Below are 20,170 nucleotides of genomic sequence, written 5' to 3' on the forward strand. Positions count from 1 at the left end.
TGTTGCGCATGCAGCTATTTTTTTGATAGCAAAATGGTGTTTGATGGGATCTTATCTGTAGTGGCTTTATGGTGTTCAGTGAAGTCAAGTGCTCAGGCGGCGCGAGTTGGCAGGATCGCGAAATACCAGCGGGTGTTCCTGGGCTTTGACGGTGGCTGCTTCGGCTACGGCGGCCTGCACCGTGTGGTGAAGAGGGCTCAGGCGGCACACCGGGTCGGTGGCTTCGGCGTCGTGCGCGAGCATGTAGGCTTGGCAACGGCAACCGCCCAAGTCTTCTTCCTTGTGGGCGCAACTGGAGCAGGGCTCCTTCATCCAGCCTGTGCCGCGGTAGCGGTTGAATCCGTCGGAATCAAACCAGATATCGCGCAAGTTGGCCTCTTTCACGTTGGGGAAAGTCAGGCCGGGTAACAGGCGTGCTGTGTGGCAGGGCAAAGCGAAGCCATCGGGCGCGATCGTCATGAACATGCTGCCCCAACCGTTGACGCACTTCTTGGCCTTGCCCTCGTGGTAGTCGGGCGCCACAAAATAAATCTTCATCGCGTCGCCCAGTTTGTTGCGCCATTCTTCTGTGACCCTCTCCGCGTGCTTGAGCTGGGCATGCGTTGGCAGCAGCTGCGAGCGGTTCACAAACGCCCACGAGTAATACTGCGTATTCGCCAATTCCAGGTATTCGGCGCCCATCTCGTGGGCCATGCGGATGATCCGGTCAATATGGTCGATGTTCAGCCGGTGGATCACCACGTTCATCACCATCGGCCAGCCCTGGTCCTTGATGATCTTGCCAACTTTGTTTTTCAGACTGAAGGTTTTTGTGTGGGACAAAAAATCATTCATCTCCCGCGTGGAATCCTGGAACGACAACTGCACATGGTCCAGCCCGGCAGCTTTGAGGGCAGCGGCGCGCTCCTCGGTCAGGCCGACGCCCGACGTGAGCAGGTTGGAGTAGAAGCCCAGGCGGTGGGCCTCGGCCACAATCACCTCCAGGTCATCGCGCAAGAGGGGCTCGCCGCCCGACAACCCCAGTTGCACCGCACCCAGGGCACGGCCCTGCTGCAACACACGAATCCAGTCTTCGGTGGAAATTTCGTCCTCGTGGCGGGCAAAGTCCACGGGGTTGTAGCAAAACACACAGTGCAGTGGGCAGCGGTAGGTCAGCTCGGCCAGCAACCACAGCGGTGGGCCCGGGCGGGAGGGTGCGGACGAGTGGGGTATGGCGCTCATGGCCTCACTCCCAGCACAGCCACAGCTGTTCTTTGGCCACATTCATGAAGCCGATCACATCAGCCTCCAGCCCGGTGGTAGAAAACGCTTTTTCAAGTTCCGTCACCACTTCGGCCACGCTGCGCTTGCCGTCGCAGCGCGTCATGATTTCGCCGGCGGCCTGGTTGAGTTTGACCATACCCTCGGGATAAAGCAGCACATGGCATTCCTGCGCAGGTTCGAACTGCAACCGAAAGCCCGACGAAACCCTCGGCACCGAATGCAGAGTGAGCGCGCTCACGACCCCACTCCGTACTTCAGCCCGATCGCATCGTTCAACGCCCAAAGGATGTCGAGCTTGAACTGCAATACTTCCAGTGCGCGTTCCTGCAGGGCGCGGGTGTTGAAGTGCGCCAGAGTAATAGCGAGGCCCTGGTCCACATCGCGGCGCGCCTGGCTGATGCGGTTGCGGAAATAGCTCAGACCGTCTGAATCAATCCACGTGTAATGCTCGGGCCAGGTCGCCAGCCTTTGCTTGTGGATCTCAGGTGCAAACAACTCAGTCAGCGATGAACACACCGCCTCTTGCCATGGTGCACGACGCGCGAAATTGACATAGGCATCCACCGCAAAGCGCACTGCCGGTGCCACATGGCGCAGGTCCACCACCTCGTCGCGGGTCAGCCCAACCGCCTGTGCCAGGCGCAACCAGGCCTCGATACCGCCCGCATCCTTGACGCCCGCGATCTCGAATCCATCGTGGTCCAGGATGCGCTGCACCCAGCCGCGGCGTACCTCGGAGTCCGGGCAATTGGATAGCACGGCACCGTCCTTGATAGGAATGGCAATCTGGTAATAAAAACGGTTCGCCACCCAGCCCCGAATCTGCTCCGGCGTGGCGCGCCCGCCATTGAGCATGATGTTGAACGGATGGTGAATGTGATAAGCCCGGCCGCGCTCGCGCAGCTTGGCCTCAAATTCTTCCACGCTCCAGGTGGGTTCAGAAGCGGCCACACTGGTGCTGGCCTTGATGATTTCTGCTCGCATGGTCATAGGGTTATCTCGACGCAGTCTTCACACAACGCAATGCCGGCACGGGTGAGCTCGGCACGTTGTGGGGAATCTTCGTCAAGGATGGGATTGGTGTTGTTAATGTGAATCAGCATGCGGCGCACATGCGGCGGCAGCTTGGCCAGCGTCTCCACCATGCCGCCAGGCCCCGATTGGGGTAGATGCCCGATGCTGCGGGCCGTTTTTTTACTCATGCCCAGTGCGATCATTTCATCGTCGGTCCAGAACGTGCCATCCACCATGACGCAGTCGGCGCTGGCCATGGCATCCATGACCGGCTGTGTTATTTCGCCCAGGCCCGGCGCATAAAACAGCGTCTTGTTGTTGGCCGTGTCAGTGATCAACAGTCCGATGTTGTCGCCATCCACCGGCGCTTCGCGGTGCGGAGAATAGGGCGCCGCCTTGCTTTGCAAGGGTAAGGCCCGCAGCAAGATGCCGGGCACTCCAGGAATCTGGAACGGCGTACCGTCAAGCGCAATGCGCTCGCGTTGCACACCACAAAAATGACCGAGCACACGAAAGACAGGGTTGCCGTGCTGCAGGTCCTGCTCTACTGGATCGGTGCACCAGATAGCCAGCGGTGCGGCGCGTTCACGCAACATGAACAGACCTGTCGTGTGGTCGATTTGGCCATCCATCAACACGATGCCGGCGATGGCCGTGTCCCGTTCCGCGCGGCCGGGTTGCAGCGTTGCACTGTTACGTATCTGCTCCAGAATGTCGGGGGATGCATTGAACAGGATGCCGTCAGCATCCGTGTCATTGCGGATAAAGATGGAAGACTGGGTGCGGCTCTTGGCACGCACTGTGCCATTGCGCACGCCTGCGCAGTTTCGGCAGTTGCAATTCCACTGGGGAAATCCGCCGCCGGCTGCGGCGCCAAGAATGGTGATGCGCATAAGGTGTGCAGTGATGGCTGACGCGATAGTCAGTCAATGAACAATGAGTGGGATTGGGAAGAAGAACGGCGTCCGGACTTTCGCCCGGACGCCGTCTGCCGTTAACCCGCGATTAGCGAGCGGAAACGTACAAGTTAATTTCAAAGCCGAAGCGGAAATTAATTGCTGCTGGTTTTTGCCATTGCATAGAATAACTCCTTGAATAAACTGAGCGCGACACCGGCTGATGCACACGGGGATTTTTGTCTTCCCAAAGAACATAGTAATTGAGTATCGCCAACCTCTGCAATCACTTGTGTACAGAGTCCGGGCAAACCCCTAGTAGAAACCTGCAATTGATCCACTGTGCTGTACCCCGAACAAGCGCCACTACGCACCTTTACCCTACCGACGGATACGGGGCATAGCTTGCATGTGCAGGAGTGGGGCAACCCCCAAGGCATTCCGGTAGCTTTGCTGCATGGCGGTCCGGGTTCGGGATCATCCGCGTTACTGCGCCGCGTCATTAACCCAAAGGTCTTCAGGGTTATCAGTCCAGACCAGCGGGGCGCTGGGAAAAGCGGCCCGCCAGGCGATATCCAGAACAACACCACGGTACACCTCGTGGCCGATATGGAGTGCATCCGTCGGCAGCTGGGTATCGATCGCTGGCTCCTTGTGGGCGGCTCCTGGGGTGCCACGCTCGCGCTGGCGACCGCACTGGCACATCCCGCATCGGTGACGGGTCTCGTGCTGCGCGCCAGCTTTCTGGCCCGTCCACAGGACATCGATGGTTTTTTTGCTGGCGGCCCCCAGTTGCTTCTGGACGGCTGGCGACAACTGCCGGAGCTGGCCCCTGAACTGGCGCTACACGTCGTGCAATCGTGGTTTGAGTGGGAGCACTCCAGAACCGGTGCCACAGGGACACCTGCACCGCTGCGCGGTGACGCGTTGTCTGTCATGCACTATCGCTACCGCATCCAGAGCCACTATCTGCGCAATGGCTGCTGGCTACAGGATCCACCACTATTGGAGCGTTTAGAGCCCCTGCGTAACATTCGCACAGTGATGTTGCACGGGGCTGAAGACCGCGTGTGCCTTGTACAAGGCGCTATGGAATTGGCTGCAAAACTACCCAACTCCACACTTGCGGTGGTGCCCGGTGCAGGCCACGACCCCACCCATCCGGACATGGTAAGGGCGATGGTGCAAGCACTGGACGACATCGCGCAGCATTGCTAGTTAACGCACAGATCAGCCATCGCGTGTTTGCTTTGGCCCTTTGCTTTGAGAATTGTTGCACTCACCGGCGGCACGGTTCTGCTACGTGGCAAATGGGTGGTGTCGCAATAGTGTGCGATGCGCGTGGCGACGTAGCGATACCCACCAGGATCAGTAAGTCAGGCTATAGAACTATTCGGTAGCGGACATAGTCTGTCCATTGAGGCAGTACCGCTGACGGTTCTCGATCAGGTGCATAGCCCCGGGTCTGGCGGTCCGTTTTGTTGCGCTCCAGAATGATGTGAATTCGAGCATTTTGCCGGCCACTCTGTTGACGGTTCGCTGGTACTGTTCCGCGATGGTGTTGCGCTAACGCTAGCGGATGCCGACCACCCGCTTGTACATCCGAAAGACGCGGGCCAAGACCGGCAGCAACTCTCGAAGACATCCAATATGGAAGTCAATGACGCGCTGCGACGGGCCCGAAGGAAGTCGCTGGCGAGTCGGCGCTCGGTCAAGCAAAGACACGCCCATTCCCGCCGCAAAGCGGGCTGGCCATTCCGATCGAGCCCGAAAATAGGAGGCTTGAAAAGCCTATTCCCTCCAGCCGGTTGACCCAGGCATGCGTCAAGGCTTGAGCAATGCGGCCAGCGAGAGCGCCCGCACGACTGCAGGCTCGGTCGGGGTGAGGCGCTGCAGGCCCGCCTCTTGCGCCCATTGCTGTAACGGCGCTTCGCGCGCGACCACGCGATTGACCGCCTCGATCAATTCTGGCTTGCCGGCCAACGCTACCCAGCCCACGTTGATACCCAAACTTTGGGGTGGCCCCGCGCGCAAAGGCAACGGCGAGGCAGCGCGCTTCCGATACACATCCCACGCGGTGCTGGGCATCAACATTGCATCGACTTTGCCGCTCTCCAGCGCGGCCCAGCGGTCATCGAGCTTGCCCATCGACACCATGTCGGGTGCCAGCGCGCCGCCTTGGTAGGTGGCGATCAAGGTGCCCTCCAAGGTCCCGGCAATGGCGCCGATCTTCTGACCACGCAGCTCACCTAGGCCATTGGCCCGAGGCGCATCCTCGCGTTGCACCAACTGCAAGGCCATGCCTTGATAAGGGTGGCTGGCCACCAAATTGCCCAAGGCTACGTCTGCTCGATCGCGCGGCCGCTTTGCACCGGGGTAGTCAGGCGGCTTGGCCTTGAGACGACCAGGCTGACCGAGGTCGGCTGCCAACAAGGGGAATCCACTGACCAGATCGCACACACCCGCCGAGAGCAGCGCATTGACCTCAACAGCGAAATTGGCATCCTGTTCCAGCTCAGATTCGAAGGGCACCAGACGCAAGGAGCGACCAAGCTCCTGTGCTACGGCCTCTGCCATCTTTACATCAAAACCACTCAATTGACCTTTGCGCGCCATCGACAGAGGCGCGTTGTCTTCGCTCATGCAAACCGACAGCGCTGGCTTCCCGGCCTCTGCCTGGGCGAAAGCAGCACCGGCAAGGCCGCTCAAGGCAGTGGCCAGCACCACACACCGTAACTTGAAAATTCGACTCAACATGTCACATCTCCTTGCCACCACGCGTCGACACATAGGCCCACAACCACTGGATCGCACCAGGGTCCAGTGCGTCTTTGAAAGATGGCATGTTGTTTTTCCCGTTGGCCACCGAGTTGAAAAACCGGTCAGATTCGTCAGTGGGAAAACGTCGCAGATCGTACGACGTGGTCCCCGAGTTCACCATGTTGCGCCCATGGCACTGCGCGCAGGTGCGCTCAAACTGGGTCCGCCCTTTGTCCACCAACTCCTGCGTCTGTGGACCGGGCACGGGCATCATTGCGGGATTGATGCTGGTCTGTGCGTAGACCGCCACCGAAGTGGCAGCCGCACACATCACCAAAATCTGTCTGCCACGCATCATCAATCGAGGGCGAACGTCCAGACCGATCCGCCAGCAGGAACTTGCGACATGCGCTCATCACCTACCAATGCCCAGACACCGCCGGAGCCAGACACCACAGTCACATACTGCTTGCCATCTTGCTCAAAGGTGACCGGCAAACCGATGATGCCAGAGCTGGTCTGGAACTCGTAGAGCTTCTTACCGTTGCTGGCATCCACCGCCATGAACTCGCCCGTGGCGGCGCCGGTGAAGACCAGTCCGCCTGCGGTAGACATCGTGCCCGCCATGCTGGGCTGACCTGGCCAAGCCATCTGCCACTTGCTCTTGCCCGTCATCGGATCGATAGCGCTCAGATAGCCGTGGGGCTCGTTCTTGGGCATATTCACGCCGCGAAAGTTCACCCCCAAATACCACTCGCCCTTCTTGTATTCAGGCTTGGCCAGTTGGTAGGGCCAGCTAATGTTGAGGGTATTGGCATAGGCCAGGCCCGTCGCCGGGTTCCACGACATGGGGCTCCAGTTCTTGCCACCCAGTACCGACGGGAAGATTTCCACATCTTCACCAGCGCGCGCTTTCTTGTCGATCTCGCTGTGTACCGGGCGACCGGTCTTGAGATCGATGCTGTCAGCCCAGTTGACTTTCACATACGGGTTGGCCGCCAGCAGTTCGCCATTGGCGCGGTCCAGTACGTACATGAAGCCATTGCGGTTGGCTTGGGTCAAGACTTTGCGGTCTTTGCCACCGATCTTCATGTCAACCAACATGCCCACTTCTGTCGCGTCGTAATCGTACGGGTCGTTGGGGCTGAACTGATAGTGCCAGACCAGCTCTCCGGTCTTTGGCCGAATCGCTACAACCGAGGCGATGTACAGGTTGTCGCCCTTGCGTGCATTGGGGTTCCAAGGACCACCGTTGCCGGTACCCCAATAAACGAGATCCAGATCGGGATCGTAGGCGCCGGTGAGCCATGTGGGGGCGCCGCCCTTCGAGTGGGTATCTCCCGGCCAGGTGTCGCCACCTTTCTGGTCGGGCGCAGCGGTGGTGTAGAAGCGCCAGAGCTGCTTGCCCGTTTCCGGATCCCACCCATCGATGAAGCCACGCGTGCCGTATTCGCCGCCGGCGATGCCGGTCAGCACGACGCCGTTGGCAATCAGCGGCGCGCTGGTCATGGCCTGACCATTTTGATAGTCGGCGGCTTTGCTCTTCCAGAGTTGCTTGCCCGTTTTGGCATCCATGGCCACCACGTGCGCATCCAGCGTGGAGCGGAACAGCTTTCCGTCGTAGATCGCGACGCCGCGATTCAAGATGCCACAGCAAGCCATCTTGAAAACGTCTTGCGGCAAATCAAATTCCTGTTTCCAGATTTGCTTGCCGGTGACGGGGTTGATTGCCACAGTGGTGTTGTGGGTCGTCACATACATTACGCCCTTGTAGACGATGGGTTGTGATTCTTGGCTTTGCGGGTTGTTCAGACTGTAGGCCCAGACCGGACGAAGCTTGGCTGCATTGCCTGTGTTGATTTGTTTCAGCGAGCTGTAGCGCTGATTGTTATAGCCCATGCCGTAGGTGAGCACATCGCCAGGTGTGGCGGCGTCGCGCTTCAAATCGTCGAGGTTTTGCGCTTGAGCCGAGCCCAGCGCTGCCAACAGCACCGCGCTGCCGAGAAGGGTACGATTGATAAACATGTTTAGTATCCTTGTGGTGGTTATTGCCGGTTACTTTTCCTGGGCTGGCAACCTGCACATGTTAAAAAATTTGCCCACCATGCGCACCACGGGGTTTTCCCTTGGTCCCATCTGTTCCGCGTCGGAACACATGGGCAACCAAGGCGACAACGAATCAGGGTTTACTCTATTGCCACACCGCGGCCATTTTTCCAAGCTGTGCGTTCTCATAAATGGTCGAACAGCCCGCGCCACATGAACACCCAGAACCTGCCCTCACAGCTCTTCTTTCGTACGCCGGAGCAGCGCACGGCGCTGGCACGAGAACAATTCTTTGAAGAAGGCATACGACCATCCGGGTTGGTGAGCGAAACGGTGATCCAGTCGTGGGATCGGTGCCGTCAGCTCGGCTACCGGCGCGACAAGCTGCCAGCATTGGACCCCGTGGGTCGAGCCGCCTTGAGCATAGCGCTGGCCCGCAATGAAGACCTGATGCAAGCGGCCCGACTGGAGCTCGATCAGCTCCAGGCTTCGTTGAGCGGCACCCATTGCCGGGTCTTGCTGACGGACGAACGCGGCGTGATCGTGCACATCTCGCAAAACGCTGACGAGGCCAACCAGGCAGTGCTCGACAAAGCCGCCCGGTTGGGCGTAAATCTGGTTGAAAACCGCCTGGGTACCGCCGCTCCTGGCATCGTCGTACACACCGGTCAAGCCAGCCAAGTGCAGGGCGGCGAACATTTTTACAACCTGTTTCGGGAACTGCGTTGCGCAGCTGCGCCCATTCGCGATATCAATGGCCAGCTTGCAGGGGTTCTGGATCTGTCCACCGAGGCGCGTGACTTTGGTTTTGACGCCGCTGCGGTGGTAGGCATGTTTGCCACCACAATCGGCAACCGGCTGCTAGTTGCACAATCGCGCGGGTTGCTGGTGTTGCATTTCCAGACCTCCCTCAGCCTACTGGATACCCCCATGGAAGGTCTGCTGGGGGTGGACACCCATGGGCGTGTCATCTGGATCAACCGGGTGGGACACAGCTTGCTGGGCGCCTGTCAACAAGCAGCGATGCTTCACGTTAATGACGTGCTAGGCATGGAATTGCACGCACTTGTGGGTTTGTGTGGAACCAGCCGGCTACAGCATTTAAAGTTGCCCAGCGGTCTGGGCATCTGGGCCAAGGCTTCCATGCAAGGTGCCCACGGCGCCAAAAACCCTCGCATGGCTGATCCTTCTGCCATCGCACAACCACCGCAAAACCACGCAACCGCATCGCCCAGCGTTGCACCCTTGACTTCCCCCTTGTCGCGGGCAGAGGACTCCATAGAGCTTCGCCCGGCTCCGGAGAGCGATGCGTGCGGGGCTGCATCCCTGGCGGAATCACAACAACGCCTGATCGGGGAGACTCTGAAAGCGCACCGCGGTAATGTCGCGAAAACAGCGCGTTTGTTAGGTGTGTCACGCGGCTTGGTCTACCGCCACATGCGTAAATGAAACGACCTTAACTCAGGAAGAAATCTGTCTGATAGCGACACTCTCAGTCACAGATTGAGAAGTTCACGCCGAGGATATGCTTCGGATTGTCACAGACGGCTTTGAATCGGTGCGCAAGAAATCGCGTTGATATTTGCTCTAGGAGGAATTTCACCAATTCTTGGAATACGAGTCTGCCACTCGGGCGGGCAAGTGGACAGCTTTCGATCCAATCAGGACACGACGACCGCAGCACCCTGGCCGATCGGTGCAATCACGCCAATGGTGTGCACGGTTTCGCCAGCCGCACTGAGCATGTCGGCGCAGGCCACTGCGTTGGCCGCATCAATGACAACCACCATGCCGATGCCGTTGTTGAAGGTGCGGTTCATCTCGGTGTCGTCAATGCCCGCAGTGTTTTGCAGCCAGGCAAAGAGTTCGGTCTGGGGCCAACTTCCTTTGATCAGGTGCGCGGCCATGCCTTCGGGCAACACGCGGGGAATGTTCTCCAGCAGGCCGCCGCCGGTGATGTGGGCCAGCGCCTTGATCGGGTGGGCGGCCAGAGCCGCCAGCACGTTTTTCACATAGAGGCGGGTGGGCTCCATCAGGGCTTCTTTGAATGGTTTGCCATCCAGCGCGGCGGGGGCATTGCTGCCCGCGCGCTCAATGCACTTGCGCACCAGGCTAAAGCCGTTGGAATGCACGCCACTGGAAGCCAGACCCAGCACCACATCGCCGGGCTTGACATCAGCACCGGTGAGAATTTTGGATTTCTCGACCGCGCCGACGGCAAAACCGGCCAGATCGTATTCGCCAGCCGGGTACATGCCGGGCATTTCGGCGGTTTCGCCGCCAATCAGCGCACAGCCGGAGAGCTCGCAGCCTTTGGCAATGCCGCCCACAACCGCTGCAGCGGTATCGATGTCCAGCTTGCCGCAGGCAAAGTAGTCCAGGAAGAACAGCGGCTCGGCGCCTTGCACCAGCACGTCGTTCACGCTCATGGCCACCAGATCGATGCCCACGGTGTCGTGCATGTTCCACTCGAACGCCAACTTGAGCTTGGTGCCCACGCCGTCGGTGCCACTTACCAGCACCGGCTCTTTGTAGCGCTTGGGCACTTCAAACAGGGCGCCAAAACCGCCAATACCCGCCAGCACGCCTTCGCGCATGGTTTTTTTGGCGAGCGGCTTGATGCGCTCAACCAGCGCGTCACCAGCGACGATATCAACGCCGGCATCTTTGTAGGACAGGGGGGTGGGGGAGCTTGATTGGGTCATTTGAAGTGGGGTGCGGCCGCTGCACAGGCAGAGCCCGATAGAATTTGCATAGATTTTAAAGGTTTGCCCTCCCGTTTCTGTATGCAATTCACGTCCACCCAAAAAAGTTTTGTCGCCTGGAGCCTGATTGCAACGCTGCTGACCTGTGTGCTGTGGCTGCTCGCCCCGGTTCTGGCCCCCTTCGTGGTGGCCGCTGTGCTGGCCTATGCCCTGACCCCTTTGGTGGACCGTCTTGACGATCTCGGGCGCGGTCGTATCCCTCGTTTGCTGGCCGTTGTCCTGGTGGAGTTGCTATTTATCCTGGCCGTGCTGGGTATTTTTTTACTGATGGTTCCGATTCTGGCCAAAGAGCTGCCGCTCATGCGTGAGCAACTGCCCACCGTGATGGACAGTGTGAACACGGCACTCAAGCCGTGGCTGGAGCAGTGGGGCATTCATCTTTCGCTGGATGGTGCCAGTGCACGGGCCTTTGCCATGAAGTACCTGAACGCCAATGTGGAGGACACGTTTGCCTCGGTCCTCACGTCGCTCAAAATCGGTGGCAGTGTGGCGTTCGCCCTGATTGGCAACGCCATCCTGATTCCGGTTGCCCTGTTTTACCTGCTAATGGATTGGGCGCATTTTGTGACCCAGCTGGGTCAGCTGATCCCACCGCGCCTGCGCGCAGCGACCACCAGTTTTGTGCTGGAGGCCGACTCCGTTCTGGGGCAGTATTTGCGGGGCCAGTTGGTGGTGATGTTGATTCTGGCGGTTTTTTACAGCGCGGGGCTGGCCCTCTTCGGGCTGGATCTGGCCCTGCCGATTGGCATATTCACCGGGCTGGCCATCTTTGTGCCGTACGTGGGCTTCGGCTTGGGTCTGGTGCTGGCCACGCTGGCCGGCTTGCTGCAGTTTTCGTCCACGTCGGGTGTCGGACACGCGTTCCTGATGGTGGCCGTCGTGTTTGGCGCCGGGCAGGTGGTGGAGAGTCTTTTTCTGACGCCCCGCCTGGTCGGTGAGCGCATCGGGCTGCACCCGCTGGCCGTCATATTTGCCTTGCTGGCATTTGGCCAGTTGTTCGGATTTGTCGGCGTGCTGATTGCCTTGCCAGTCAGCGCAGTGTTGCTGGTGGCGATGCGCCGCGTCAAAGCGGGTTATCTGACCAGCCGCCTGTACGGGGGCGAAACCCCATGAGCATGAAACAAATCGCACTCGATATCGGTCTGTCAGCAGGCCCCACCATGGCCAATTTTTGCGCGGGGCCCAACGAAGCAGCGTTGCGCCACATGGAGTTGTGGATTGGAGCCAAGTCCGGTGCGAATACGGATTTGCCAACCCGCTCACCCGTGCCTACCTACCTCTGGGGTCCCACCGGCAGCGGCAAAACCCACCTGCTCAAGGCGGCGCGCGAAGCGCTTCGCGAGCAGGGCGCCCGTGTGGGCTGGCTGGATCCGTCCATGCACGCGGCGCCCGAGTTCAGCGAATCCTGGGCCGCTGTGCTGCTCGATGATGTGCACCTGTACACCGCCGAGCAGCAGCACACTGCCTTCAACTGGTTTGTGAATGCGCAGACCCACCAGAGGCCCGTGTTGGCCGCTGGCGCCTTCGCACCGGTAGACCTCAAACTGCGCGATGACCTGCGGTCCCGCCTGGGCTGGGGACATATTTTCAGTTTGCAGCCGCTCAGTGAGCCCGAGCGGCGCGCTGTGCTGCGCCAGGCCGCAGACGCCCGCGGCGTTTTCTTGGGGGATGACGTGATGGATTTCATGCTCACCCGCTTCAGCCGCGACCTGGGCAGCCTGATGGAACTGCTGGAACTGCTGGACGGCTATGCGTTGCAGACCAAGCGAAGCATCACCATTCCCTTGATCAAATCCATGATGGAAAACAACTAATGCCGAAGCCACGCACGGGGGCCAGAGTGGCTCTTTTTGACCTGGACCACACGCTGATACCTATCGATTCGGACTACGCCTGGGGTGAATTCACCACGGCGCTGGGCTGGACCGATCCGCAGGTTTTCAAACAGCAGAACGATGCGTTTTATGCGCAATACACGGCAGGAACACTGGATGTGAGATCCTACGTGCGCTTTGCTACCGAAGCCGTTTGCCGTCAGGGTGCTACCAAATCCATAGCTGCCCACGCAGAATTCATGCGGGCTGTAGTGCTAAAAGCCATACAACCGCAGGCGCTGGAGCTGGTTCGCCAACACCAGCAGGCCGGTGATGCGGTGGCCATCGTGACGGCCACCAACGAGTTTGTCACCCGTCCCATTGCCGAGGCCTTCGGTGTGGCCGAGCTGATTGCCGTGGAGCTGGAGCGTGACACCACGCCCGGCGGCTCGGGCTGGTTTACGGGCGCCATTCGCGGTGTCCCCTCGTTTCGCGAAGGCAAGGTCACCCGGGTGGAGCAGTGGTTGCAATCACATGGCCTGGGTTGGGAGTCGGTGGAGATCACTTTCTACTCCGATTCCATGAATGACCTGCCGCTGCTGGAGAAAGCCGCCGTGCCGGTTGCAACCAATCCGGACGACCGCTTGCGGGCGCTGGCCCAGACCCGCGGATGGCGCATACTTGACCTGTTTAGCTAGTTGGGATCCGGGCTTTCCGCTTCGGCGCAAACAACGGTCCCGCAAAAGAGAAAATGATTAAAAAATTCATCGATAAATTGCTGGGAAAATCCAGCACCACCCTTTCCCGTAAAAAGCCCCAGTTTGGTAAACGGGTGGACGTACCCGTCCAGATTCACGGCATTGATCCCAATCTGGTGGACGAACGCGCAATCAACGTGGTGCGCACCCTGCAGCAAGCGGGGTTTGAAGCCTATGTGGTGGGCGGTGCAGTGCGCGATTTGCTGGTCGGCCTGCGTCCCAAAGACTTTGACGTGGCCACCAACGCCACCCCCGAGCAGGTCAAGGGCCTGTTTCGCCGTGCCTTCATCATCGGACGGCGCTTTCGCATCGTGCACGTGGTCTATGGCCGCGGCCGTGAGCATGAGGTGATCGAGGTCTCGACCTTCCGCGCTTACCTGGACAATGCCGCTGCCGAGCAAGTGGCGGGCAACGAGAAGACCAGCAAGAGCGAACTCGCTGGCATGAAGCACGCCGTGGACTCAACCGGCCGGGTTTTGCGCGATAACGTCTGGGGCCCGCAGGAAGAAGACGCGGTTCGTCGCGACTTCACCATCAACGCCATGTATTACGACCCGACCACGCAGGTGGTGGTGGACTACCACAACGGCATGAAGGACGTCAAAAACCGCACCATCCGCATGATTGGCGATGCCGCCACGCGCTACCGTGAAGACCCGGTGCGCATCATCCGTGCGATCCGGTTTTCCGCCAAGCTCAGCCCGCTGGGCTTTGAGCTGGAAGCCAAAACATCGGCACCCCTGATCAAGTCGCAAGAGTTGTTGGCGGACGTGCCGCAAAGCCGCCTGTTTGACGAAATGCTCAAGCTGTTGCAGACCGGTCATGCGCTGGCATCCATCGCCCAACTCAAGAAGCTGGGTATGTCCACCGGCATCTACCCGCTGCTGGATGTGGTGGTGGAGCGTGCCGACCAGCCCTTTGTCAACGCCGCTTTGAAAGATACCGACCGCCGTGTAGGCGAAGGCAAACCCGTCGCACCCAGCTTCCTGCTGGCCTGCGTGCTGTGGGCCGACGTGCGCGATGGCTGGGCACGCCGTATCGAGCAGCGCCATCATTCGCACCCCGCGTTGATGGATGCCATTGACGACGTTTTCCATGCCCGCATCGGTGATGTGTCAGGCGGCGGCAAGCTGGCGGGCGACATGCGCGAAATCTGGGTCATGCAGCCCCGCTTTGAGAAGCGTGTGGGCAGTGCACCGTTTGGCCTGGTTGAGCAGGCCCGTTTTCGGGCCGCTTTCGACTTCATGCGCCTGCGCGCTGACATCGGAGAAGTGGACGAAGCTCTGGCCGACTGGTGGCAGGAGTTCAGCATGGCGGACGACACCTTGCGCCAGGATCTGGTAGACCAGGTGCGTGAAGAGCAGCAAAAGCGCCAGCGCGCACCGCGTGCGCCGCGTGCCGCATCCCCCGCTGCGGTCGTACAGGAAAACGCCGACGCGCCTGCACTGGAGGCTGCGGGCGACGATGGCGCCCCCCGCAAGCGCCGTCGCCGCAGGAAGTCCGGTGCAGCCCGCGGTGCGGGAAATGCAGAGGGTGGTTCTTCTGGCGGAGCCGATACCGGCTCCTGAGCCGGGCGTAGATGCCATGCGCGACCCAGTCACCGCTTACATCGGTCTGGGTGCCAATCTGGGGGATGCGCGCGCCGCCATCCTGCAGGCTATTCAAGCCATTGCCGATATCGATGGCCTGATGCTCACCCGGCAGTCTTCGTTGTATGCCACGGCACCTGTGGACTCCAGTGGGCCAGACTACATTAATGCCGTCGTAGAGGTGCGAACCCGCCTGAAAGCCTCGCAGCTTCTGGCGCAATTGCAGTCCATTGAGCTGCTTGCCGGTCGCCAGCGGCCCTACCGCAATGCACCACGCACGCTGGATCTGGATATTCTGCTTTTTGGCAACGCCCGTATCGACAAACCTGATCTCACCGTGCCGCACCCCCGCATGGCGCAGCGTGCCTTTGTACTGATGCCCCTGGCAGAAATTGCCCCTGGTTTGGTAAGTTCGGAACAGTTGGCAATGGTGGAAGGGCAGGCGCTTGAAAAACTACACCCGTAAGGTGATCTCTGCATGAAAGTGGTAGCCCACGCCGCGTAGCGTGCTGACCGGTAGATTCATGCCACAGGCTTCTTCTACCTTGCGCCGCAAGCGCCGCATCTGGGTGTCCAGGCGGCGTTGATCACAGGTAAAGAAGTCTTCCCCCAGCGCCGCCACAATGGCCTCGCGCGAGGCGCTACCGGAGGATTCAACCTGCGCATCAAACAGTGATTTCAGAACGGTAAAGTCCTGGGCTGAAAGTTCAATCGGTGCAAAGCCAGGCGGGGTGAGTTGTCGCGGCGAGGCTTGCAGAAGCAAGTGTGTGATCTGGCCCAGGTGCTGGAGCTAGCGGCAGCCGAGCGCCCGCAGGGGCGTGTGTTGCTGACAATGCACGATTTGCCCGACGCGTTCGTTTGCGATCCATCGCTGCTGCGCATTGCCTTGGACGAGCGGGCGAAGGTTTTTCAGAAGTATTTTCGGGGGCGCTCCGCCCAGAACCGCCCAGGTGCCGGTCTGGGGCTTTATTTGGTTCAACGCATTGTCACACTGCACGGTGGCACGGTAACGCTGGGCAAGGCCGCCCACGGTGGGGCCGTATTCACGTTGTCCATACCGTCCTTAAAGGGTGAGCGGCCCAGCGCGACCCCTTAGGCGAGCTCGGCAATCATCTCGATTTCAACGCAGGCACCCATCGGAATTTGCGCCACACCAAAGGCGCTGCGTGCATGGGCGCCTTTTTCAGCGCCAAACACCTGACCAATCAATTCGCTGGCGCCGTTGGTAACCAGGTGCTGCTCGGTGAAGTCGCCAGTGGAGTTGACCAGCGACATGAGCTTGACGATGCGTTTGACGCGGTTCAGGTCGCCCACGGCGGCATGCAGCGTGCCCATCAGGTCGATCGCGATGGCGCGGGCCGCGGCCTTGCCTTCTTCAGTGGTGGTGTCTTTGCCCAACTGGCCCACCCACGGTTTGCCGTCTTTCTTGGCAATGTGGCCGCTCAGAAAAACCAGATTGCCGGTCTGCACAAAGGGCACATAGGCGGCAGCCGGAATCGCCACAGGGGGCAGGGTGATGTTGAGGCTGGTGAGGGTTTCGTAGATATTCATGGTGGTGCTCGGTTGGGAGTAAATTTATGGTGAAGAGGCCTCTAGCCCCCGTGGAAAATGCGCAGGCAGCTATTTAAATGATAGCGCCCTGGCTTTGTGATTGGCTTTGAGATTGGCTCATCCCCTGGCGTGGCGAGCTGTAGTCGAGAAACGGTTCCACGGTGACGCCCACGTTCAGTGTGTGGTTGGTTCCACCATGGATCACGCCGCGAATGGGCGACACATCGGCATAGTCCCGGCCAAGGGCCAGGGTGACGTAGTCTTCGCCAGGTGTGCCCCAGCCGTCACGGTTGTTAGTAGGGTCGAAGTCGCACCAGCGGTTGCCCACGGGCAAATCGGGCAGGTAGACCGAAACCCAGGCATGGGATGCATCACTGCCCACCAGCCGCTCTTGACCGGGAGCAGGGTGGGTGAGCAGGTAACCGCTTACATAACGGGCAGGCAGGCCAGAGGCCCGCAGGCAGGCAATCATGATGTGGGCAAAGTCCTGGCACACCCCCTTGCGCTGCGCCAGGGCCTCCAGTGCCGGGGTATTGACCTGGGTGCTTTGGCTCTCGTAGGTGAAATCACGGTGAATGCGCTGCATCAAGTCCCGCGCGGCCGATACCAACGGAACACCGGCTGCAAAACTGGGTCGTGCATAGGCGGTGAAATCGGCGTGGCGTGGCACGTAGGGTGAGGCAAAAACAAACTCGGCTGCCGCATCAAATGTCCCTTTGGAGGAGTACCGAAAGCGCTCGCGCACATCCTCCCAGGCCATCAAGCTCTCGGGCATGGGTCGCGCTTGCGTGGATACGATGCTGCGTGCCACCACCTTGAGTTGGGTATGGGCGGTTTGCAGGGAGAAGAACTGGCGCGTGTTGCCGTACACGTCCTGCATCGCAATTTGCTGCGCGGGTTCGGGTTGCACCAAGAGGCTGTGACTCAGCAGCTGCTGGGTGTTTGTATTGAGCGGTTGCAGGTACGCCACGTGCTGGGCAATGCTTACCGCGGGCACGTAGTCGTAGCAGGTTTCGTGGGTGATCTGAAGCTTCATCAGGCCCCCAGACTCAGGCCAGCATCGCCTGAATGGGTGAAGTAGGTGGCACCAATTTCTTCCGAGACGTGATAGGCCGCCTGGCCGCAGTCTTCCAGCAATTGGTCCAGCGCATTGAATGTAACGTCAGCATCGGCTTCGCACAGAGGCTCCAGGCGCCACTGGTCAGGGTCGGGTACGCTGTGCGACAGCAAACCGAGTTGGTCGGGCTGGCTCCCCGCAAGCTTGGCAAGCCGCCCACGCAGCGTATGCACCACCCAGCCAAGGGATCGGGGGTTGTCGCGGTCCAGCACCAGCAAGTCGATGAGCGCGGCAACATCCCGGCTCTGCTGGTATTGCGCATGGAAGGTAATGGTGCTGTCAAACAAAGCCACCATCGCCTCAAACCCGCCGTCGTGGTGGATGGAGCCGGTCTCAAAACCGAGCCGCAGCGCAGTAGACAGAAAACCAAGGCGTTCAATATGGCGACCAATGCTCAGCAGGCGCCAACCGTCGTCACGGGTCATTCGGTCGGTCTGCAAACCGGTGATGGCGGCCAGATGGTCGCTCGCCGCTTTGAGGGTGCCCAGGGCCTCCATCGACGAATAGTCGCCGCTGTCCATATGTGCCGAGCAGCTGCTGAAAAAACTCTCTTCAGCCCGTTGCATCAGATTCCAGTGTTCCTGGGAAAGCCGCTCGCGGACCGATGCCCCGGCAAGGCGCACTGCCCGCAGGATATAGCCCACACTGGTAGCCTGGTCGGTGCTGCCCAGGCTGGCGATCAGCGAGCGCTCAAACACCCGGCGCGCCTGCGGTACGGGGGTGAGGGCGGGCACGCCAGGCAGCACCAGCGTGTTGTTCAGGGCCATGCGGCCCAACCAGGCCAGCAAGGGAGGCGACGACTGGTCTTCGCCACTCAGACACTCCAGTGTCAATCGTGCGAGTCGCACCGAGTTTTCGGCCCGCTCGGTGTAGCGGCCCAGCCAGAAAAGGTTTTCGGCCGCGCGACTGGTGACCAGTCGCTTGCGCTGGGCCAGCGCGGACGGGGTGAGTGGCGGTTGCAGCAAGGATGTTTTGTCCACGGCGCCAGTGGTCATGGCCCACACGTCGGCACTGCTACCACCGTACTGCATGGATGCAATCTCGGCGGTGGATCCGGCAACACGGGCCAGCCCGCCGGGTAACACCCGCCAGGACTGGGGACCGTCGGACACCGCAAACACCCGCAGGATGACCGAGCGCGGCACCATGCCTGTGTCTTGCCAGGTTGGCATTTGGGAGAGTGGCACGTAGGCCTGAACCGTGTGGTCGTCGCTTTGCCGCACGATGCGTCCGGCCCATTCATCGAGCTCCCGCGGGTTCAGCGTGCGCCCCATCACCGCATCAAAATTACCATGGTTTATAGAGCCGGGGTAGGTGGGTTTGATGGCGCAGTCGGCCAGCCGCGGCAACACCTCTTCCATCGCCGAACGCTCACCACACCACCAGGTTGGCAACGCAGGAAGCTGCAGTTCCTCGCCCAGCAAGTGTTTGGACAAGGCGGGCAAAAAACCCAACAGCGCAGGCGACTCCAGGAACGCCGAGCCGGGTGCGTTGGCCACCAGCACGTTGCCAGCGCGAATGACTTGCAGTAGCCCCGGAACGCCCAGCGTGGAGTCGGCGCGCAGCTCCAGTGGGTCCAGAAACTCGTCGTCCAATCGTTTGAGCAGGCCGTGAATAGGCACCAGTCCACGCAGTGTCTTGAGGAACAGTCGTTGATCGCGTACGATCAGATCATTGCCCTCCACCAGCGTGATGCCAAGGTAGCGGGCCAGATAGGCATGCTCAAAATAGGTTTCGTTGTAGGGGCCGGGTGTGAGCAGGGCGATGTGCGCGTCCTGACCCGCCGGGCTCATGCGCTTCATGCTGTCAATCAGCGCGCGGTAGGTGCCGCCCAGACGCTGCACCTGCAGGCTCTCGAAAGCCTGCGGAAAGAGCCGCGACACGGCCAGGCGGTTCTCCAGCAGGTAGCCCAGGCCGGACGGTGCCTGCGTGCGCTGCGACACCACCCACCAGTTGCCGTCGGGTCCATGGGCCAGGTCAAACGCAGCAATGTGCAGGTGGGTGCCGCCCACCGGCTCGACGCCATGCATGGCGCGCAGGTAGCCGGGGTGACCCTGCACCAGCGCTGGAGGCAGCAGGCCCTGGACCAGTAATTCCTGTGGGCCATAGACGTCCGCCATGACCCTGTCCAGCAAGCGCACGCGCTGGGTGACACCTGCCTCAATCTTTTGCCAGTTTTGGGGTGAGATGATGAGTGGGAAAAGGCCCAGCGACCAGGGTCGCTGAGGACCGCCTTCATCGGCATACACGTTGTAGGTGACGCCGTTGTCCCTGATCTGGCGCGCCAGAATGGCAGAGCGCTGGTTCAGGTCGCCCAGGCCGTCGGCCTCTGATTTTTTAAAGAATTGACCCCAAGCCCCCGTAATACTTGCGTAGTCCGCTATTAACTTTGTAGCAAATTCGGGCTGAGGTGAACCGGTTGAGGTTCGTCCGCGTAGCTCGTCATAGTGGCCTGCCACGGCCAGAGGCGAAGTCAGCGCCCGGTCTTGCGCGGTCACGGGCAAAACCGTCTCGGAAATTGGGGATTCGGGGGCGTTTTTCACTGGTGTCAAGTATGCCGCAAATGGCATTGCGCCATTCCTGTTGGAGTTCATATC

The 20,170-nt window shown here is 60.2% G+C and carries 21 protein-coding genes; 8 read left to right on the forward strand and 13 right to left on the reverse strand.

Annotated features, from left to right (window positions below):
- Positions 1-84: 84 nt before the first annotated feature.
- The 5 genes from pqqE to pqqA all read right to left on the reverse strand — a co-directional run bounded on the left by pqqE (position 85) and on the right by pqqA (position 3,357).
- A complete protein-coding gene (pqqE, locus tag AC097W_RS03125) occupies positions 85-1,221 on the reverse strand; it encodes a pyrroloquinoline quinone biosynthesis protein PqqE (RefSeq protein ID WP_479600856.1) in 1,137 nt (378 codons plus the stop codon).
- Between the two features lie 4 nt (positions 1,222-1,225).
- The gene (pqqD, locus tag AC097W_RS03130) at positions 1,226-1,501 is read right to left on the reverse strand and encodes a pyrroloquinoline quinone biosynthesis peptide chaperone PqqD (protein WP_479600857.1); all 276 of its coding nucleotides are present in this window, start codon (positions 1,499-1,501) and stop codon (positions 1,226-1,228) included.
- Positions 1,498-2,253, reverse strand: coding sequence for a pyrroloquinoline-quinone synthase PqqC (pqqC, locus tag AC097W_RS03135; RefSeq protein WP_479600858.1), 756 nt, complete (start codon positions 2,251-2,253; stop codon positions 1,498-1,500). Before pqqC ends, pqqD begins: the two co-directional genes overlap by 4 nt.
- Complete coding sequence (gene pqqB, locus AC097W_RS03140; RefSeq protein ID WP_479600859.1) at positions 2,250-3,170, reverse strand: pyrroloquinoline quinone biosynthesis protein PqqB; 921 nt, start codon at positions 3,168-3,170, stop codon at positions 2,250-2,252. The genes pqqC and pqqB overlap by 4 nt, the downstream gene beginning before the upstream one ends.
- Before the next feature lie 112 nt (positions 3,171-3,282).
- Positions 3,283-3,357: a pyrroloquinoline quinone precursor peptide PqqA gene (pqqA, locus tag AC097W_RS03145; protein ID WP_479601287.1), complete on the reverse strand. Its 75-nt coding sequence runs from the start codon at positions 3,355-3,357 to the stop codon at positions 3,283-3,285.
- Between the two features lie 158 nt (positions 3,358-3,515).
- On the opposite strand from pqqA, the gene AC097W_RS03150 reads away from it, so the two are divergent.
- Entirely contained in the window at positions 3,516-4,391 is an 876-nt protein-coding gene (locus AC097W_RS03150; protein WP_479600860.1) for an alpha/beta fold hydrolase, read from the forward strand.
- Between the two features lie 606 nt (positions 4,392-4,997).
- On the opposite strand, the gene AC097W_RS03155 is transcribed toward AC097W_RS03150, so the two are convergent.
- The 3 genes from AC097W_RS03155 to AC097W_RS03165 are packed head-to-tail and all read right to left on the reverse strand — an operon-like array spanning position 4,998 to position 7,958.
- Positions 4,998-5,930 carry a substrate-binding periplasmic protein gene (locus AC097W_RS03155; protein WP_479600861.1) on the reverse strand — a complete coding sequence of 311 codons (933 nt, stop codon included), beginning with the start codon at positions 5,928-5,930 and terminating at the stop codon, positions 4,998-5,000.
- Position 5,931: 1 nt separating this feature from the next.
- Positions 5,932-6,291 (reverse strand): c-type cytochrome, encoded by a 360-nt coding sequence (locus AC097W_RS03160; protein WP_479600862.1) that lies wholly within the window; start codon positions 6,289-6,291, stop codon positions 5,932-5,934.
- A complete protein-coding gene (locus AC097W_RS03165; protein ID WP_479600863.1) occupies positions 6,291-7,958 on the reverse strand; it encodes a PQQ-dependent dehydrogenase, methanol/ethanol family in 1,668 nt (555 codons plus the stop codon). The genes AC097W_RS03160 and AC097W_RS03165 overlap by 1 nt, the downstream gene beginning before the upstream one ends.
- Before the next feature lie 234 nt (positions 7,959-8,192).
- Between AC097W_RS03165 and AC097W_RS03170 the strand changes: the two genes are divergently transcribed.
- A complete protein-coding gene (locus tag AC097W_RS03170; protein ID WP_479600864.1) occupies positions 8,193-9,428 on the forward strand; it encodes a helix-turn-helix domain-containing protein in 1,236 nt (411 codons plus the stop codon).
- 212 nt (positions 9,429-9,640) lie between these two features.
- Here AC097W_RS03170 and purM read toward each other — a convergent pair whose 3' ends face one another.
- Positions 9,641-10,684, reverse strand: coding sequence for a phosphoribosylformylglycinamidine cyclo-ligase (gene purM, locus AC097W_RS03175; protein WP_479600865.1), 1,044 nt, complete (start codon positions 10,682-10,684; stop codon positions 9,641-9,643).
- A gap of 81 nt (positions 10,685-10,765) precedes the next feature.
- Here purM and AC097W_RS03180 point away from each other — a divergent pair, with 81 nt between their 5' ends.
- From AC097W_RS03180 to folK, 5 genes are read left to right on the forward strand one after another with little or no spacing between them, the layout of a single operon-like run.
- Positions 10,766-11,857, forward strand: a complete 1,092-nt coding sequence (locus AC097W_RS03180) for an AI-2E family transporter (protein WP_479600866.1) — start codon at positions 10,766-10,768, stop codon at positions 11,855-11,857.
- A 2-nt stretch (positions 11,858-11,859) separates the two neighbouring features.
- On the forward strand, positions 11,860-12,558 hold the full coding sequence (gene hda, locus AC097W_RS03185) for a DnaA regulatory inactivator Hda (protein ID WP_479601288.1): 699 nt from the start codon (positions 11,860-11,862) through the stop codon (positions 12,556-12,558).
- Positions 12,558-13,256 carry an HAD family hydrolase gene (locus AC097W_RS03190; protein WP_479600867.1) on the forward strand — a complete coding sequence of 233 codons (699 nt, stop codon included), beginning with the start codon at positions 12,558-12,560 and terminating at the stop codon, positions 13,254-13,256. The genes hda and AC097W_RS03190 overlap by 1 nt, the downstream gene beginning before the upstream one ends.
- A gap of 53 nt (positions 13,257-13,309) precedes the next feature.
- A complete protein-coding gene (gene pcnB / locus AC097W_RS03195) occupies positions 13,310-14,884 on the forward strand; it encodes a polynucleotide adenylyltransferase PcnB (RefSeq protein ID WP_479600868.1) in 1,575 nt (524 codons plus the stop codon).
- 16 nt (positions 14,885-14,900) lie between these two features.
- Complete coding sequence (gene folK / locus AC097W_RS03200) at positions 14,901-15,371, forward strand: 2-amino-4-hydroxy-6-hydroxymethyldihydropteridine diphosphokinase (RefSeq protein WP_479600869.1); 471 nt, start codon at positions 14,901-14,903, stop codon at positions 15,369-15,371.
- On the opposite strand, the gene AC097W_RS03205 is transcribed toward folK, so the two are convergent.
- Positions 15,360-15,668, reverse strand: a complete 309-nt coding sequence (locus AC097W_RS03205) for a winged helix-turn-helix domain-containing protein (protein ID WP_479600870.1) — start codon at positions 15,666-15,668, stop codon at positions 15,360-15,362. The two genes, folK and AC097W_RS03205, sit on opposite strands and share 12 nt — an antisense overlap.
- Between AC097W_RS03205 and AC097W_RS03210 the strand changes: the two genes are divergently transcribed.
- Entirely contained in the window at positions 15,669-16,001 is a 333-nt protein-coding gene (locus tag AC097W_RS03210) for a sensor histidine kinase (protein ID WP_479600871.1), read from the forward strand.
- On the opposite strand, the gene AC097W_RS03215 is transcribed toward AC097W_RS03210, so the two are convergent.
- From AC097W_RS03215 to AC097W_RS03225, 3 genes are all read right to left on the reverse strand, one after another.
- Positions 15,998-16,456: a RidA family protein gene (locus AC097W_RS03215; RefSeq protein WP_479600872.1), complete on the reverse strand. Its 459-nt coding sequence runs from the start codon at positions 16,454-16,456 to the stop codon at positions 15,998-16,000. The genes AC097W_RS03210 and AC097W_RS03215 overlap by 4 nt on opposite strands.
- Before the next feature lie 73 nt (positions 16,457-16,529).
- Positions 16,530-17,492, reverse strand: a complete 963-nt coding sequence (locus AC097W_RS03220) for a transglutaminase family protein (protein ID WP_479600873.1) — start codon at positions 17,490-17,492, stop codon at positions 16,530-16,532.
- Positions 17,492-20,143, reverse strand: a complete 2,652-nt coding sequence (locus tag AC097W_RS03225) for a circularly permuted type 2 ATP-grasp protein (protein WP_479600874.1) — start codon at positions 20,141-20,143, stop codon at positions 17,492-17,494. The genes AC097W_RS03220 and AC097W_RS03225 overlap by 1 nt, the downstream gene beginning before the upstream one ends.
- Positions 20,144-20,170: the final 27 nt, after the last annotated feature.

Source organism: Rhodoferax sp. GT1R46 (assembly GCF_056521285.1).

What these genes read in the sequence shown, in the direction of transcription:
- AC097W_RS03155 (WP_479600861.1), bottom strand. Translation starts at nt 5,930, where the DNA reads ATGTTGAGTCGAATTTTCAAGTTACGGTGTGTGGTGCTGGCCACTGCC.
- AC097W_RS03165 (WP_479600863.1), bottom strand. Translation starts at nt 7,958, where the DNA reads ATGTTTATCAATCGTACCCTTCTCGGCAGCGCGGTGCTGTTGGCAGCG.
- AC097W_RS03170 (WP_479600864.1), top strand. Translation starts at nt 8,193, where the DNA reads ATGAACACCCAGAACCTGCCCTCACAGCTCTTCTTTCGTACGCCGGAG.
- pqqE (WP_479600856.1), bottom strand. Translation starts at nt 1,221, where the DNA reads ATGAGCGCCATACCCCACTCGTCCGCACCCTCCCGCCCGGGCCCACCG.
- hda (WP_479601288.1), top strand. Translation starts at nt 11,860, where the DNA reads ATGAAACAAATCGCACTCGATATCGGTCTGTCAGCAGGCCCCACCATG.
- purM (WP_479600865.1), bottom strand. Translation starts at nt 10,684, where the DNA reads ATGACCCAATCAAGCTCCCCCACCCCCCTGTCCTACAAAGATGCCGGC.
- folK (WP_479600869.1), top strand. Translation starts at nt 14,901, where the DNA reads ATGCGCGACCCAGTCACCGCTTACATCGGTCTGGGTGCCAATCTGGGG.
- AC097W_RS03215 (WP_479600872.1), bottom strand. Translation starts at nt 16,456, where the DNA reads ATGAATATCTACGAAACCCTCACCAGCCTCAACATCACCCTGCCCCCT.
- pqqC (WP_479600858.1), bottom strand. Translation starts at nt 2,253, where the DNA reads ATGACCATGCGAGCAGAAATCATCAAGGCCAGCACCAGTGTGGCCGCT.
- AC097W_RS03190 (WP_479600867.1), top strand. Translation starts at nt 12,558, where the DNA reads ATGCCGAAGCCACGCACGGGGGCCAGAGTGGCTCTTTTTGACCTGGAC.
- AC097W_RS03160 (WP_479600862.1), bottom strand. Translation starts at nt 6,291, where the DNA reads ATGATGCGTGGCAGACAGATTTTGGTGATGTGTGCGGCTGCCACTTCG.
- pcnB (WP_479600868.1), top strand. Translation starts at nt 13,310, where the DNA reads ATGATTAAAAAATTCATCGATAAATTGCTGGGAAAATCCAGCACCACC.
- AC097W_RS03220 (WP_479600873.1), bottom strand. Translation starts at nt 17,492, where the DNA reads ATGAAGCTTCAGATCACCCACGAAACCTGCTACGACTACGTGCCCGCG.
- AC097W_RS03225 (WP_479600874.1), bottom strand. Translation starts at nt 20,143, where the DNA reads ATGCCATTTGCGGCATACTTGACACCAGTGAAAAACGCCCCCGAATCC.
- pqqB (WP_479600859.1), bottom strand. Translation starts at nt 3,170, where the DNA reads ATGCGCATCACCATTCTTGGCGCCGCAGCCGGCGGCGGATTTCCCCAG.
- AC097W_RS03180 (WP_479600866.1), top strand. Translation starts at nt 10,766, where the DNA reads ATGCAATTCACGTCCACCCAAAAAAGTTTTGTCGCCTGGAGCCTGATT.